Here is a 14,227-nt window from a genome sequence, read left to right on the forward strand (position 1 = left end):
ATCAGCCACGCAGCGCTTGCTTGAGGTTGAACTCCTCCAGCGCTCGCTCTTCCAGCGCCAGCTGCCCTTCCAGTTCGTCCAGGTGTTCGAGCATGACCGCCACGGCCCGTGCATTGTCGCCCTGCTCCAGCGCGGTAATGATTTCCTGATGCTCATCCGACGCGCACGACGGCACGTCGTTACGCTGGTACAGCGCCACGATCAACGAGCTGCGCACCATCAGGTTGCCGAGGATATCGCTGAGCACGGTATTGCCGCTGATCTCGCCGAGCAGCAGGTGAAATTCGCTCAGCTCGCGAACGATGGCGCGGCGATCGGTATCGCTGGTGGCTTTGCGCTCGTTACTCATATGGCTGGCAATGCGTTGCCGCTGCTTGCGCATAACGGCCGGGGTAATGGCCTCGACAATGGCCCGCTCGATGGCACGACGGGCGCTGAAGATGTCCCGCGCTTCCTTCGCCGTCGGCTGGGCAACCATGGCGCCCCGATTGGCTTCGATGGTCACTACTTTCTGCATCGCCAGGCGCTGTAGCGCGACCTGCACATGATTGCGGTTGGCCTGCAAGGTTTCGACGATGTGGGCCTCGACCAACCGAGTGCCGGGCGGCAGGCGATGTTGGGCAATGGCCTTGAACAACGCATCGACGATACGCTGCACCTCGAGCTGTTTGGCAGTGACGGTACTCAACCCCATCGTTTCCTCTGTTGTCTGGAAGGCCTCATGCCTATACACGAGATGCCCCGTATCCGGCAAATGCCCGGTTCGGCCCTCAGTCTACCTGGCCAAGGGCCGTACCCTCACCTCGCGGATCATGCATGGCGCTGCGCCGACCCTGGGCATCAATGGCAATGATACCGGCATGGCCCGTCATCGGGCTCTGCGCAGCTATGATTTCCACCTCATGGCCGAGCGCCGCCAGGCCTTCGATGGTCGCGGCAGGCATATCGCCCTCGAGCTTGAGGTTGTCGGTGCTGTCGAAAAAACTGCGGCCCAACAGAAAGCGCGGAGTGGCCAGCGCCTGATCGATGGGCTGCCGATAGTCGATCAGCTGAGTCGCCAGAACCATCTGTGTCTGCGGTTGGCCATCGCCCCCTTGCGTGCCGAAGAACCAGCGCTGGCCATCGTCCGCCAGGTAACAGGACGGGTTGAGCGTGTGCGCGGGACGCTTGCCAGGAGCCCAGCCGTTGACGTGCTCGGGGTTGGCGTTGAAACCCGCAGCACGGTTCTGCCATAGCACCCCGGTGTCACCCAGAATACAGCCAGAGCCAAAGTCGTGAAACAAACTCTGGATGAGGCAGGCCGTGCGACCCTGGGCATCGGTCGCCGCCATCCACACCGTATCGGCCGGACGTCCCGGCTCGTTCCACGGAGCTGCACGCTGGTCGTCGATGGCATCGGCATACCCCTGAACGTGCCGTTCATCGAGACTGGCGGTGAAATCCCAAGCGGTGCTCAGCGGATCGCACAACTGCGCGTTGCGGCGCAGCAGACCTTGCTTGATGGCTTCGACCAAGTAGTGGTAATAAAGCGCACTGCCATTGCCGAGCCGCGCGAGTGGCTTATGCTGCAGCGCGGCCATGGCTTGCAATGTGTACAGACCCTGGCACGGCGGTGCGACGTTATAGAGTCGGCCCTGGCGATAAGGTACCGAAACAGGGGCCACCAGCGGTGCACGCGTAGCCGCCAGATCGGCCTGGGTCAAGCCACAACCGAGGCGATCGAACGCCGCCCCGAAGGCGTGGGCCAACTCGCCCTGATAGAAGTCTTCGACACCGTGCCTGGCCAAATGCCGCAGGGTATTGGCAAGCGCCGGCTGACGCAGCGTATCGCCCGAGCGCAACCAGCGCCCATCGGTCTTACAGACACCGTGCAGGTCCGGCAACTGTTCTATGAGTGGCTGCCGCAGTGTCTGCCAAAACAGCTGGGACTGTGAAACAGACGTGCCCGCCTCCGCCACGCTTGCGGCGTCCTGCAACAGGTCGGCCCAACCAAAATTCGAACCCCACTCATGTCGGCTGATCGACGCCGCCGTGTGCCAGCTCGCCAGCGCACCCGCCGTGGTGGCGACCGACGATGGCCCTCTCAAACCGATGACTCCGCCGTCGGGCAAACGCTGTCCGGCCTGCCCGATCCCCACGATGGTGCGCACCTGGGTGTCGTGGATCATCCACAGGGCATCCCCGCCCAGGCCGGTCATGTGCGGGAAGACCACGGCGAGCATGGCGCTGGCTGCCAACATGGCATCAATGGCAGTGCCACCGGCTTCGAGGATCTGCATCCCAGCGGCACTGGCCTGGGCGTGAGGCGTGCAGATCACCGCACGAGAGGAGGTAGCGATCATGATTTGGGGGCCCCGGCTTTGCTAGCTATCTATGAAGTTATTGTTAGCAGAGCAATATGTGTGCCGTGGTTTTTACTGGTGGCGGATGAGGCTCGGGGCACGATCTGTGCCCCCCCATCCGGTCACTGTGCAGCGTCGAACTTCGGCGTGGCCTCGATAGGCGCCCTGACCAACAGGTAAGGCGGCTGCCGGGTGTCGAATCCCTTGCCCATCCGGCTCCACTGCCCCAGCGTCACGTACACCGAATCGGCGGTCACGAATACCCCGTCCGGCCACACCAGGCGCGGGTCGCGCAGCACCACGTCGAGGCGGCCATCCGGCCAGCGGCGCAGCACCTGATGATGTTCGGCATCGGTCATGTACAAGCGGCCCTGAGCATCCATGTCCATCCCGTCGACCATCACTTTCTCCCCTTCATCCTTGATCTGCTCAGCCAGTTGTCGATCATCGAGACTGAAGTCAGCAAGAGCCGCGGTCGGCAGGCTCCACAGGTGTCGACTGGTGAGCGGCGAGTAGAACAAACGCGAGCTGTCGGGCGTCAGCGCCAGACCATCGACGCCACCATGAGGAAATGCGCTGTTCTTGCCGTCGTAGCGCATGGGCACACCGTCGAGCTGGGTGACGAAATCTTTTTGCGCAACGATGGAGGGGTGACCGGCGAGCACACGACGCTGCTTGCCGGTGGCCAGATCCACCACCACCAAAGCCGGGTCGTCGCCGAAGGATGAATCGGCGACATAAGCGGTGCCTTGGCTGCCGTGAGTCAGATCGATGCGCAGGTCATTCATGTGGCTGTCTTGACGCAAGGCATCCTTGAGCTCGATGGAGGTCACGATGCTGTTGCTGCTCAAGTCGATACCCACCACCTTCGCTGCACCCGCCGGAATGCCCGGCTTGCCTGCGCGTTTGCCATCGTCGATCAACCAGAGGCGCCCACACTTGTCCAGGGTCATGCCATGCAGGGAAACAAGCCGCTTGGCGTCGGATAGTTCAGACGGCAGGCTGACGGCGGCGGAGGGATAGGGAACCAGCTTGCCGTTGACCAACTCGCCCAGCGTCATGCCCGCGTGATCCTCGGCATGACGCGGAAAGCCAACAAACGTGCGCCCTTCCGGGGTCACCACGATACCTGACGGGCCTGGGCCGTTGAACGCCGCCACCTCTTGGATCGAACCGATGGGAACCAGGCTGCGATCGATGGTCTCGGCATGGGCTGCGTTCACTGCCAGCGCCAATGTTGCGGCCGCCAGGACGGGGATTGAGGTTCGCTTCAATAGGTTTCTGTTCATCCGTTCCAGGCTCCTTCGGGATGAGATGGACTGGTATAGGGTTGATCCTGAAACCGGTTTCAGGATCAACCGAAAAAAAACCTGCTCAGGTACCGATAGGAACAGACGCCGCGACAGGTTCATGGGTATTGAAGGGAATTTAAGTGGGTAAGTTCCACCGGATGGGTGGCGACGTGTGGCTGGGAATGGACTGAAAGGTCGTGACGGCCTAGGCGTTTAGATAGAAGTGGTGGGTGTCGGAGATTATCAGGGCTATGTAGGCACCGAAACGAGGCTTGATGCGCGACTCTTAGATCATTTGTGTGCGGACCGTACTTTTAACAAGTTAACTTGATTCATATCTCACGGCATAATCGCAAATTGATCAATCTTGTTTTCCCAGTCATCTACCGCTAACGGAACCCTCGACACCTAACTCTCACACCGATCATCAAAATGTATCAGGACAAAATTCGGGGCTGCGATGGGCCATGAACCCTTAGCGACCGGACGAGTAGCCTTACACTCATTCATCACCCATCGCACCGTAACGTCTCTCCATCAGAAACTTGAAAAATAATATATGACCGAGTTACTCAAGAACGCCTAAAGCTAAAAAGGTTACTCCCCATTAATTTCAAAGCTAATGGGCAACTCGCCAATTAGTTTGATTTCGAAAGGTTGCGCAGGGCTATAGGTTTGAATGAAATTTAAAACTTTGGTAGAAGCCTCCCCAAACTCGGACCTGTGGCTAGAGAGGTTCGCATCATACGTATCGTCCCACGCCTTAACCGAGCCTGAAAAAGAAACAATTTCTCCAGTCTTATTTATGTCACCCTCAATCTTCAGCGTTATGTCACCCAGAAACGCGCCAGTCACTAGTGAGTCATTAGACGTTGAATACGCCAGCTTATCAATATACAAATGACTAACGCCCTGATCGGCAGACATCATTGCACTATGCACTTTACCAAACTCACCAATTTCAAAGTGCAAACCAAGATTGTTTATATTAGCCCACATAGGCGTTCCTGATGCCGCCACCGAATGAAACAGTGCGGCCGCCGGGGAGTACACGCTTCCTGAAAGCTCACCATCATAATGTCGCATAACGTCTGCAAAAACGCCGTAGCCCCAGTTAACACTGATGGCGTTATCGATACTACTTGCGCCTTTGGCTACCAAGTAGTCAGCTACTGATGCTTTCTCAAACGCCATCATCGCTTCATCCTTGCCCCAAACAAGTGCCGAGTTCAAAGCGCTTTTCCAGTCACCCTTTTTATACATATCCTCCCTGAATAGCTCGTCTGCCGCCTGCTGTGCAAACAGCCAGTACGCAGATGAGTAGGCAATCATGTCGCCCGCGCCCGATAGGTTTATACCCATGTCGTTAAAATAGGGAGAGTTCGCGCCAACGTGGCTGGGTGGCAAAACTAGAGCTGCCATGACAAAGTCCTTTTAAGAAATTTTAGTTTGACCCCTCGAAATCTAACGCAGAAGACATACACGCGTGCTTCCGGAGGCTCGACCAAATCTTACAAAGAACCAGAAAATTATAACAACCCTATTAACTACTAAGTTCTTTCGGCATATTTCTCAATTCAGCGTATGTAGATTTGCCACCCACAACAAACAGTTACCTAATCGTCCCGCACGTAATCCAGCACGAATCTATAGCGATCAAGGCTTACTGAAAGTTGTTTTAATTCATCCCATAAAGCCTGCGTCAGACGGGCAAAATCATTCCCTGCTGGAAACCCTGAAAAAAACCCCTACAGGGATTTTTTTGGAGCCACCCCACCTAGCTCCCTAACCGACAGCTCCACACTGCCCGCGCACGACACAAGCGCGAAATACTCTTTGCCAGGGCTGTCTACCGAAACTATCCAGCCTTTGGTCGAGGGGTTATATTCTTCGTCATGAAATATCTGGACGAAATTGCCCCCTTGATTCGGCTTGAACCTATCAAAGTAGGCCCGCACCGATCTCTCCAGAAAGTCTCTCCCTGCCTGGGGGCATGGTTCTATCTGCCGTTTTTCGCAGCCCATCATAAAAAAACAGCATGCAGTTATTACAATCATTCTGAACGAGCACATTTGTTCCTTCCTTTGAATAGCAGGCGACCCTGCCGTTGGGTTTCCGTTTGGCCGCTGTGACTTTACTCGGTCCGATGTGAAACGCGTCTGATTTTTTGAAAGCTGCTGTGTCGATATTGTAGGCGCCAAACAGGAGTCGCAGAGGGCAGCATTGCGCTGAAAACCATGGACTCAAGCGTCAAGGGGTGGCCGGCGGCAGACGCACAGGCACCCATTACTTAAATCCCCGAAACAAAAAAAGCCCCGAGGCTATAAGCACTCGGGGCTTTTCAAATAATGGCGGAGAGATAGGGATTCGAACCCTAGGTACCGGTGAAGGTACAACGGATTTCGAATCCGTCCCATTCGGCCACTCTGGCATCTCTCCAACGGCGCGAATCATACCAGCGTCTGCGCCAAACGCGAAGCCCCTGATGCAAAATAATTTGCGAATTCAGGCGCTTGCGCGTCTGCAGCGGTGTTACAGCGGCACGCCCAGGCGGTTGGCCACTTCTTCGTAGGCTTCGATCACGTCGCCCAGACCCTGGCGGAAGCGGTCCTTGTCCATTTTCTTGCGGGTGTCCTTGTCCCACAGGCGGCAGCCGTCGGGGCTGAATTCGTCGCCCAGGACGATGGAGCCGTCGCTGAACACGCCGAACTCGAGCTTGAAGTCCACCAGCAGCAGGCCGGCGTCGTCGAACAGCTTGGTCAGTACGTCGTTGACCTTGAGCGACAGCTCTTTCATTTTCGCCAGTTGCTCGGCGGTGCCCCAGCCGAAGGCTACGACGTGGGACTCGTTGATGAAGGGGTCACCCTTGGCGTCGTCCTTGAGGAACAGCTCGAAGGTGTACGGGTTCAGCTTCATGCCTTCTTCGACGCCCAGGCGCTTGACCAGGCTACCGGCAGCGTAGTTGCGCACCACGCATTCGACCGGGATCATGTCGAGCTTCTTGACCAGCACTTCGTTGTCGGCCAGCAGCTTGTCGAATTGGGTCGGGATGCCGGCGGCTTCCAGTTTCTGCATGATGAAGGCGTTGAACTTGTTGTTCACCATGCCCTTGCGGTCGAGCTGTTCGATGCGCTTGCCGTCGAACGCCGAGGTGTCGTTGCGAAACAGCAGGATCAAGCGGTCGGCGTCGTCGGTCTTGTACACCGACTTGGCTTTGCCGCGGTAGAGTTCTTCACGTTTTTCCATGATGGGCTCCGCTTGCTAAAAGTATGGGCTAGGCGCCCCTTTGGGACGCTAGGCGATGTGGCGCCAGTCGAGCCCTGAATTTTGGTCGGCCAGTTGCAGCCAGTCCGCGTCGCACCCCAGGGTGTCGACGAAGCATTGCCGGGCCAGCTGCGGCAGGTTGTTCTTGCTGCTCAGGTGGGCCAGCACCAGGTGTTGCAGGTTCTGCCAGCCCAACTGTGCCACCAGGCCGGCAGCCTGATGATTGTTCAAATGGCCCCAGTCACCGCCGACGCGCTGCTTGAGAAAATAAGGGTAGTGCCCACGGGCAAGCATGTCGCGGCAGTGGTTGCTTTCGATCATCAGGGCATCGAGGCCCTGGTAGTGGTCACGCACCCTGGCGCAGTGGGAGCCCAGGTCGGTCAGCAGGCCGAAGCGCCGCTTGCCGTCGCTGAACACGTACTGGGTAGGCTCCAGGGCGTCGTGGGCCACGGCAACCACTTCGATACGCAACGCACCGATTTCCAGCACGTCGCCGCAGCGCACATGGGTGCGTACCGGTACAGGCTTGCGCAGGCCGCGCTCGGTGCCGAGGCTCATGTAGACAGGCACGCCATGGCGGCGCGCCAGCAGCTCCACGCCATGCACGTGGTCGGCATGTTCGTGGGTCACCAGCACGGCGCTCAATTGCGCGGCGCTCAGGCCCAGGCGGGCCAGCCGACGTTCGGTTTCGCGCAGGGAGAAACCGCAATCGACCAGCACATGGGTGTCTTCGCTGCTGATCAGCGTGCCATTCCCTTGGCTACCGCTGCCGAGAACGGCAAAACGCATCGCTTAACCCAGGTTGTCTTGAATCACACCCAACACACGGCGGGCAACATCTGCCGGGGCCACGGTGTTGATGTTCTTCTCGACGGTGACCTGGACGCTGTCGCCCACCTTGCTCAGGCGCACCTGGTAACGCTCGGCGCGGGCTTCGAGTTCTTCCTTGCTCGGCGCATTGCCGAACACGCGGCTGAAGAAGCCCGGCTTGTCGTCGGCGCGCTGGGCGGATTCGGCAACGTTGATGTAGTACAGGCCCAGGCTGCGGTTGATGTCTTCGATGCGCCACTGGCCCTGCTCCAGGGCACGGCCCACGCTGGACCAGGCACGGTCCAGGTCGGCGCCGACGTTGAGCACCGGGTTGCCGCTGCCGTCTTCGCTCATGGCTACACGGCTGGGCGCGTCGAAATCACGTGCGGCGACCAGGGACACCGAGCCACCGCGTTCCGAGTCGCGGGTCATGCTGGCGAGCATCTGGTCGACCAGGATCGAGTCCAGGCCGGTGTTCACCGAGCGCGCCGGGAAATCGGGCTCGGTGCTGCTGCCGGCCGGGCGCTCGACGCTGACCACGTAGATTTCGCTGCTGTTGCGCTGCACGCCGGGTTCGATGCGCACGCGCACACGGGTTTCGCTTCCACTGGAGGTGGTGGCACCGCTCAGGCGCTGTGCCATAGAGGCGGAGAGCTCGTCGAAGCGCTGCCAGGTGGTGGTGAATTCACCGGTTTGCGGACGGTCTTCGGCGATGCGGAAACCGTTGTCCTCGAAGAACTGGTGAGCGATCGGCCAGACTTCGGCAGGCGCACGCTGGGCCATGATCCAGCGGTTTTCACCGCTGCGCTGCAGCGAGAAATCACTGGCCTGCGCAGCTACCTGCAAGGGCAGTGGGCGCGGCACTTCGAATTCGGAAGCCTTGGCGTTATCGTCGGCGACGTTGCGCGGGATCGGCAGCAGCGGATCCAGACGCTTGTCGGTTTGCACGCCGGGCGGCAGTTGCATCGGGGCGGTTTGGGTCGCCTCGAGGTAATCATTGCCACGATCGCGGAAGTAACCGTTTTCGCCCCAGAGCCACCCGCAACCGCTGGTGCTCGAAATGACCAAGGCAAGGGCAGAAAGGCCAGCCAATCGCTTCATGCGTCTTACTTCCTCAATTAAACCAGGACGCCGGACTGGCGCAGGGCCTGCCGCAGCGGTTCATGACAGGTGGCGCTCAACCAGGTGAGCGGCAGGCGAATGCCTTCGGGCATCAAGCCCATTTCATGCAACGCCCATTTGACCGGAATCGGGTTGGCTTCCAGGAACAGGTTCTTGTGCAGCGGCATCAGCTTGTCGTTGATGGCGCGGGCCAGTTCGGCCTCGCCCTTCAACGCCGCATTGCACAGGTCGGCCATGGCGCGCGGGGCGACGTTGGCGGTGACCGAAATATTGCCCTTGCCACCCAGCAGGATGAGCTCGACCGCAGTGGGATCATCGCCGGACAGCACCAGGAAGTCGCTGTCGACACGCCTGATGATGTCCTTGGCACGGGCCAGGTCGCCGGTGGCTTCCTTGATGCCGATGATGTTCGGCACGCTGGACAGGCGCACGACGGTGTCGGCCAGCATGTCGCAGGCAGTGCGGCCGGGAACGTTGTAGAGGATCTGCGGAATGTCGACGGCTTCGGCGATGTGCTTGAAGTGCTGGTACAGGCCTTCCTGGGTCGGCTTGTTGTAGTACGGCGTGACCAGCAGGCAGGCATCGGCGCCGGCCTTCTTGGCATTGCGGGTCAGCTCGACGGCCTCGCGGGTGGAATTGGCGCCGGTGCCGGCGATGACCGGGATACGCCCGTTCACCTGCTTGACCACGTGCTCGATGACCTTGATGTGCTCTTCGTAGTCGAGCGTCGCCGATTCGCCGGTGGTGCCGACCGCGACGATGGCATGGGTGCCCTCCTGCAGATGGAAGTCCACCAGTTTGCTCAGGCTGTCCCAGTCCAGACGCCCTTGGGCGTCCATGGGTGTGACCAGTGCCACCATACTGCCCGCAATCATGCAACCGCTCCTGCCGGAAAAAGAGAGCGGTAATGGTACTGGCGCTATCCACCTTGCACAAGCGAAGTACCACGCCGCGAGCATTCCCCTTGGCGCCGGTTTTCTATACCCTTTCAGACTTTGATCGGCAGGGGTTGCCTTTCTTGCCTGGTCATCGCCTGCCGTAACGGCGCTTCGAACCCCGTCCCTGAGCCTTGCCACCTGGCTTTACCCCGTATTTGCGGGCGTTGCCGGGCGGTCGGCAGGGGTACGCACGAGGTACGGCGCAGGCCTTGAACCAGTCATCCGGCCCCTTGACGCCGCCGACCGCTCATCGCTTTAGGAATGCTGCATGTCCACCCCCACAGTTCGCGAACAATTCCTCGTCATCAGCGCCCTGGGCCGCAATCCCATGGAACTGACCAATGTACTGTGCCGCGCGGCCCACGACGCCCGCTGCTCGGTGTCCACCTCGCGCCTGACCCGCCACGGCGAATACAGCGCCCTGGTGCTGCAGGTAGCAGGCAACTGGGACGCCCTGGCGCGCCTGGAAACCAGCCTGGCTTCGCTGGCCAAGAAACACGACTTCACGGTCAGCCTGGTGCGCAGCGCCACCCTCGACAGCCGCCCGCAAGCGCTGCCTTACGTGGCCTACGTCAGTTCGGCGTACCGCTCGGACATCATCAACGAGCTGTGCCAGTTCTTCATCGACCACAACGTCGAGCTGGAGAACCTGACCTGCGACACCTACCAGGCGCCGCAGACCGGTGGCACCATGCTCAATGCCACGTTTACCGTGACACTGCCCGCCGGCGTGCAGATCAGCTGGTTGCGCGACCAGTTCCTGGACTTCGCCGATGCCTTGAACCTGGATGCGCTGATCGAACCCTGGCGCCCACAGAACCCCATGTAAGGACTGACCGATGGCTGTCGCTCTCAATGAACCTGTAGCCGATTTCCAAGCCCAGGCCACCAGCGGCCAGACCGTCCGCCTGAGCGAGCTCAAGGGTCGCCAGGTGGTGGTCTACTTCTACCCCAAGGACAGCACGCCGGGCTGCACCACCCAGGGTCAGGATTTCCGTGACCTGCTCGAGCAGTTCAAGGCCGCCGACACCGAGGTATTCGGGGTGTCGCGCGACGGGCTCAAGTCCCACGAGAATTTCAAAGCCAAGCAGGGCTTCACCTTCGAGCTGATCAGCGATCAGGACGAGGCGTTGTGCCAGCTGTTCGACGTGATCAAGTTGAAGAAGCTGTATGGCAAGGAATACCTGGGCGTGGATCGCAGCACCTTCCTGATCGACCGGGACGGTGTGTTGCGCCAGGAATGGCGTGGCGTGAAGGTGCCGGGGCATGTGCAGAGCGTGCTGGGGGCGGCACAGGCGTTGAGCAAGGGTTGAGAGGGGGTTGGATTTTTCGCGGCTACTGACCGCTCCTGCGACGATCGTGTGTAGGAGCGGTCAGCGGCCGCGAAGGCCGCGCCGCGGTTTCAGAGCATCGGCGCCACGGTGGGCTCCTGGCGCGGCCAGGCATCGAGCACGGCCTTGAACAAGGTTGCCAGGGGGATGGCGAAGAAGATTCCCCAGAACCCCCACAGCCCGCCGAACAGCAACACCGCGCAGATGATCGCCACCGGGTGCAGGTTCACCGCCTCGGAGAACAGCAGCGGCACCAGCACGTTGCCGTCCAGGGTCTGGATGATGCCGTACACCACCATCAGGTAGATGAACTGGTCGCCCCAACCCCACTGGAACAGTGCGATCAAGGTCACCGGTACGGTCACCACCACGGCGCCCACATAGGGCACCACTACCGACACGCCTACCAGCAGGGCCAACAGCGCCGCGTAGTTCAAGCCCAGCGCAACGAACGCGATGTAGGTCACCACCCCGCAGATGAAGATCTCGATGACCTTGCCACGGATGTAATTGGCGATCTGCCGGTTCATCTCCTGCGCCACCCGAGTCAGCAGCGCCCGCTCGCGCGGCAGGTAACCGCTGACCCAGCGGCCGATCATCACCCGGTCCTTGAGAAAGAAGAACACCAGGATCGGCACCAGCACGAAATAGATCATGATGTTCACCAGCAGTGGCAGGCTGGACAGGGAAAAGGTCAGTGCCCACTGGCCGAACTTGCCGATCTCGCCGCGCGCCGCTTCGATGGCCTGCAGCACCTGTTCGTCGCTGACCAGGTGCGGATAGCGTTCGGGCAGCAGCAACAGCAGTGACTGCCACTTGCCCAGCATGCCGGGCAACTCGTTGAACAGCGTGATCAACTGGTGCCAGAGCAGCGGCACGAGCACCAGCATGAACAGCGCCAGCGCACCCATGAACAGCGCGAACACCGCTCCCACGGCCACGCCCGAAGGCACCCGCAAGCGTTCCAGGAAATTGACCAGGCCCTGCATGAGAAACGCCAGCACCATCCCTGCCAGCACAGGCGCCAGCATGCCGCCCAGGGTCAGTACGGCGGTGAACGCCAGCACCAGCAGCACCGCCAGGACGACGGCCTCTTCGTCGGAGAAGTACCGCTGGATCCAGTTGCGTAACACTTTGAACATTGAAATTCCCTTGAATGGCCCAGCTACCGAAGGTGGTGGCTCAGGCCTTGCGCAACCAATACGAGTAGACCCCGTCCAGCGCCTGTTCATGTAACAGCGCGTGACCTGCCAACGTGGCGAACGAGCGGAAGTCGCGCTGCGAGCCGGCGTCCGTGGCGATCACCTTCAATACCGTGCCACTGGCCATCCGGTTCAGTTCCAGCTTGGCCTTGAGCAGTGGCAACGGGCAATTAAGACCGCTGGTGTCCAGCTCGGCGTCACATTCAGGCGCATCGCTCATCGATATCTTCTCCAACCAAAGAAAGCCGTGATGCCGCCTCGATCGCGGCAGCCAGCGGCGCGACAGGATAACCCAAGGCCGGCGCCTCTGGTGGTCGTCGGATGGGGCGGCTACAGTAGGGCCTTTCATCTGCCGAGCTCAGTGCATGCCCTTTCTGCGCCCTACCCTGCTGACACTTGCCTGCCTGCTGGCGCTGCCGGGCCACGCCAGCGATCTGCCGTCACTTGGCGACGCCAGTTCCGCGATCGTCTCGCCCCAGCAGGAGCATCAGTTGGGTCGTGCCTGGCTGAGCCTGCTGCGCGGTCAGGTCAAACAGCTCAATGACCCACAGCTCAAGGATTTCGTCGAAACCAGCGTGTATCGGCTCTCTGAAACCAGCCAGCTGAACGACCGGCGCCTGGAGTTCATCCTGATCGACAGCAAAGAGCTCAATGCCTTCGCTGCGCCAGGGGGCATCGTCGGGGTCAATGGCGGGTTGTTCTTCAATGCCGAAACCGAGGGTGAGTACATCGGTGTGCTGGCCCACGAACTGGCGCACTTGTCGCAACGCCACTTCGCGCGCGGGGTCGAGGCGCAGCAGCGCATGCAACTGCCGATGATGGCGGCGCTGCTGGCTGGCATCGTGATCGCCGCGTCCGGTGCCGGTGACGCCGGCATTGCGGCAATCGCCGGCAGCCAGGCTGCGGCGATCCAGGAACAGCGACGCTTCTCCCGGCAGAACGAGCAGGAGGCGGACCGCATCGGCATCATCAACATGGAAAAGGCCGGCTACGACCCGCGCAACATGCCGACCATGTTCGAACGCCTGATGCGCCAGTACCGTTTCGATGCACGGCCGCCGGAATTCCTCCTGACTCACCCGGTCAGCGAATCGCGTATCGCCGACACGCGCAACCGCGCCGAACAAGCGGCCAAAGGGGGCAAGGAAGACAGCCTGTGGTACCAACTGATGCGCGCGCGGGTTCAGCTGTACTACGAGGAAACCCCAGGGCTGGCAGCCAAGCGCTTCCGCGCGCAACTGGATGAAAACCCCAATGCGCTCCCCGCGCGCTATGGCTTGGCGCTGGCTCAGGTCAAGGCTGGCCAACTCAACGAAGCGCGGGAGAACCTCAAGCAGCTGCTCGGCAAACAGCCGGACGACATCACCTTCAACCTGGCGCAGGTCGATCTGGACATCACCAACAACCGCATTCCCGATGCCCAGCAGCGCATCGATCGGCTGGTGACGCAGTATCCCGGCAACTACCCGATCAACCAGAAGCGGGTCGACGTGCTGCTCAAGCAGAACCGCATGGCGGATGCCGAAAAAGGCCTGGAAAACCTGCTCAAGAGCCGCTCGGACGACCCGGACGTGTGGTACCTGGTGGCCGAAACGCGCGGACAGAATGGCAACATCGTTGGGCTGCATCAGGCACGTGCCGAGTTCTTCGCCCTGGTCGGCGAGTTCGACCAGGCCATCCAGCAACTCGATCTGGCCAAGCGCCGGGCCGCCGACAACTTCCAGCTCGCCTCGCGAATCGATGCACGGCAACGCGAGTTGATCGAGCAGGATCGGCTGGTCAAGGAAATGCTGCGCTGAGGCTGCGGCGGGCCGAATCGGACCCGCACGGTCGATCGGAATGAACCGACGTATCTGACACATTGATTTTCACATTTTTTTCACGCAACTGCTCTAGCGTCTAGACTTGCTCCAGGTGCGATGAATT

At 60.3% G+C, this 14,227-nt stretch carries 13 protein-coding genes and 1 tRNA gene; 3 read left to right on the plus strand and 11 right to left on the minus strand.

What is annotated here, in order from left to right:
- Nucleotide 1 precedes the first annotated feature (1 nt).
- The 9 genes from IFT44_RS20730 to dapA form a co-directional block, all read right to left on the minus strand.
- Nucleotides 2–694, minus strand: coding sequence for a GntR family transcriptional regulator (locus IFT44_RS20730; protein WP_122476658.1), 693 nt, complete (start codon nt 692–694; stop codon nt 2–4).
- Between the two features lie 76 nt (nt 695–770).
- Nucleotides 771–2,342 (minus strand): gamma-glutamyltransferase family protein, encoded by a 1,572-nt coding sequence (locus IFT44_RS20735; RefSeq protein ID WP_192176491.1) that lies wholly within the window; start codon nt 2,340–2,342, stop codon nt 771–773.
- A gap of 122 nt (nt 2,343–2,464) precedes the next feature.
- Nucleotides 2,465–3,631 carry an L-dopachrome tautomerase-related protein gene (locus tag IFT44_RS20740; protein WP_192176492.1) on the minus strand — a complete coding sequence of 389 codons (1,167 nt, stop codon included), beginning with the start codon at nt 3,629–3,631 and terminating at the stop codon, nt 2,465–2,467.
- Nucleotides 3,632–4,231: 600 nt separating this feature from the next.
- Nucleotides 4,232–5,056, minus strand: a complete 825-nt coding sequence (locus IFT44_RS20745) for a lipid II-degrading bacteriocin (protein ID WP_192176493.1) — start codon at nt 5,054–5,056, stop codon at nt 4,232–4,234.
- Between the two features lie 927 nt (nt 5,057–5,983).
- A tRNA-Ser gene (locus IFT44_RS20750) sits at nt 5,984–6,073 on the minus strand.
- Nucleotides 6,074–6,166: 93 nt separating this feature from the next.
- Nucleotides 6,167–6,880, minus strand: coding sequence for a phosphoribosylaminoimidazolesuccinocarboxamide synthase (gene purC, locus IFT44_RS20755; RefSeq protein WP_056843894.1), 714 nt, complete (start codon nt 6,878–6,880; stop codon nt 6,167–6,169).
- 48 nt (nt 6,881–6,928) lie between these two features.
- The gene (locus tag IFT44_RS20760; protein ID WP_192176494.1) at nt 6,929–7,687 is read right to left on the minus strand and encodes an MBL fold metallo-hydrolase; all 759 of its coding nucleotides are present in this window, start codon (nt 7,685–7,687) and stop codon (nt 6,929–6,931) included.
- Between the two features lie 3 nt (nt 7,688–7,690).
- A complete protein-coding gene (bamC, locus tag IFT44_RS20765; protein WP_192057816.1) occupies nt 7,691–8,809 on the minus strand; it encodes an outer membrane protein assembly factor BamC in 1,119 nt (372 codons plus the stop codon).
- 17 nt (nt 8,810–8,826) lie between these two features.
- Entirely contained in the window at nt 8,827–9,705 is an 879-nt protein-coding gene (gene dapA, locus IFT44_RS20770; RefSeq protein WP_192057815.1) for a 4-hydroxy-tetrahydrodipicolinate synthase, read from the minus strand.
- A gap of 331 nt (nt 9,706–10,036) precedes the next feature.
- Between dapA and IFT44_RS20775 the strand changes: the two genes are divergently transcribed.
- Together IFT44_RS20775 and IFT44_RS20780 are read left to right on the plus strand one after the other, a co-directional pair.
- Nucleotides 10,037–10,597, plus strand: coding sequence for a glycine cleavage system protein R (locus tag IFT44_RS20775; RefSeq protein ID WP_122476686.1), 561 nt, complete (start codon nt 10,037–10,039; stop codon nt 10,595–10,597).
- 10 nt (nt 10,598–10,607) lie between these two features.
- On the plus strand, nt 10,608–11,081 hold the full coding sequence (locus tag IFT44_RS20780; protein ID WP_192057814.1) for a peroxiredoxin: 474 nt from the start codon (nt 10,608–10,610) through the stop codon (nt 11,079–11,081).
- Between the two features lie 89 nt (nt 11,082–11,170).
- Here IFT44_RS20780 and IFT44_RS20785 read toward each other — a convergent pair whose 3' ends face one another.
- Entirely contained in the window at nt 11,171–12,241 is a 1,071-nt protein-coding gene (locus tag IFT44_RS20785) for an AI-2E family transporter (protein ID WP_122476688.1), read from the minus strand.
- A gap of 40 nt (nt 12,242–12,281) precedes the next feature.
- Nucleotides 12,282–12,521 carry a sulfurtransferase TusA family protein gene (locus tag IFT44_RS20790; RefSeq protein ID WP_122476689.1) on the minus strand — a complete coding sequence of 80 codons (240 nt, stop codon included), beginning with the start codon at nt 12,519–12,521 and terminating at the stop codon, nt 12,282–12,284.
- Nucleotides 12,522–12,666: 145 nt separating this feature from the next.
- Between IFT44_RS20790 and IFT44_RS20795 the strand changes: the two genes are divergently transcribed.
- A complete protein-coding gene (locus IFT44_RS20795) occupies nt 12,667–14,100 on the plus strand; it encodes a M48 family metalloprotease (protein ID WP_122476690.1) in 1,434 nt (477 codons plus the stop codon).
- The last annotated feature ends 127 nt before the right edge of the window (nt 14,101–14,227 follow it).

The sequence above is a fragment of the Pseudomonas sp. CFBP 13710 genome (assembly GCF_014842235.1).
GTDB classification, from domain to species: domain Bacteria; phylum Pseudomonadota; class Gammaproteobacteria; order Pseudomonadales; family Pseudomonadaceae; genus Aquipseudomonas; species Aquipseudomonas baltica.

Excerpts from the sequence above, each read along its gene's own strand:
- IFT44_RS20730 (WP_122476658.1), bottom strand. The coding sequence starts at position 694 with ATGGGGTTGAGTACCGTCACTGCCAAACAGCTCGAGGTGCAGCGTATC.
- IFT44_RS20735 (WP_192176491.1), bottom strand. The coding sequence starts at position 2,342 with ATGATCGCTACCTCCTCTCGTGCGGTGATCTGCACGCCTCACGCCCAG.
- IFT44_RS20740 (WP_192176492.1), bottom strand. The coding sequence starts at position 3,631 with ATGAACAGAAACCTATTGAAGCGAACCTCAATCCCCGTCCTGGCGGCC.
- IFT44_RS20745 (WP_192176493.1), bottom strand. The coding sequence starts at position 5,056 with ATGGCAGCTCTAGTTTTGCCACCCAGCCACGTTGGCGCGAACTCTCCC.
- purC (WP_056843894.1), bottom strand. The coding sequence starts at position 6,880 with ATGGAAAAACGTGAAGAACTCTACCGCGGCAAAGCCAAGTCGGTGTAC.
- IFT44_RS20760 (WP_192176494.1), bottom strand. The coding sequence starts at position 7,687 with ATGCGTTTTGCCGTTCTCGGCAGCGGTAGCCAAGGGAATGGCACGCTG.
- bamC (WP_192057816.1), bottom strand. The coding sequence starts at position 8,809 with ATGAAGCGATTGGCTGGCCTTTCTGCCCTTGCCTTGGTCATTTCGAGC.
- dapA (WP_192057815.1), bottom strand. The coding sequence starts at position 9,705 with ATGATTGCGGGCAGTATGGTGGCACTGGTCACACCCATGGACGCCCAA.
- IFT44_RS20775 (WP_122476686.1), top strand. The coding sequence starts at position 10,037 with ATGTCCACCCCCACAGTTCGCGAACAATTCCTCGTCATCAGCGCCCTG.
- IFT44_RS20780 (WP_192057814.1), top strand. The coding sequence starts at position 10,608 with ATGGCTGTCGCTCTCAATGAACCTGTAGCCGATTTCCAAGCCCAGGCC.
- IFT44_RS20785 (WP_122476688.1), bottom strand. The coding sequence starts at position 12,241 with ATGTTCAAAGTGTTACGCAACTGGATCCAGCGGTACTTCTCCGACGAA.
- IFT44_RS20790 (WP_122476689.1), bottom strand. The coding sequence starts at position 12,521 with ATGAGCGATGCGCCTGAATGTGACGCCGAGCTGGACACCAGCGGTCTT.
- IFT44_RS20795 (WP_122476690.1), top strand. The coding sequence starts at position 12,667 with ATGCCCTTTCTGCGCCCTACCCTGCTGACACTTGCCTGCCTGCTGGCG.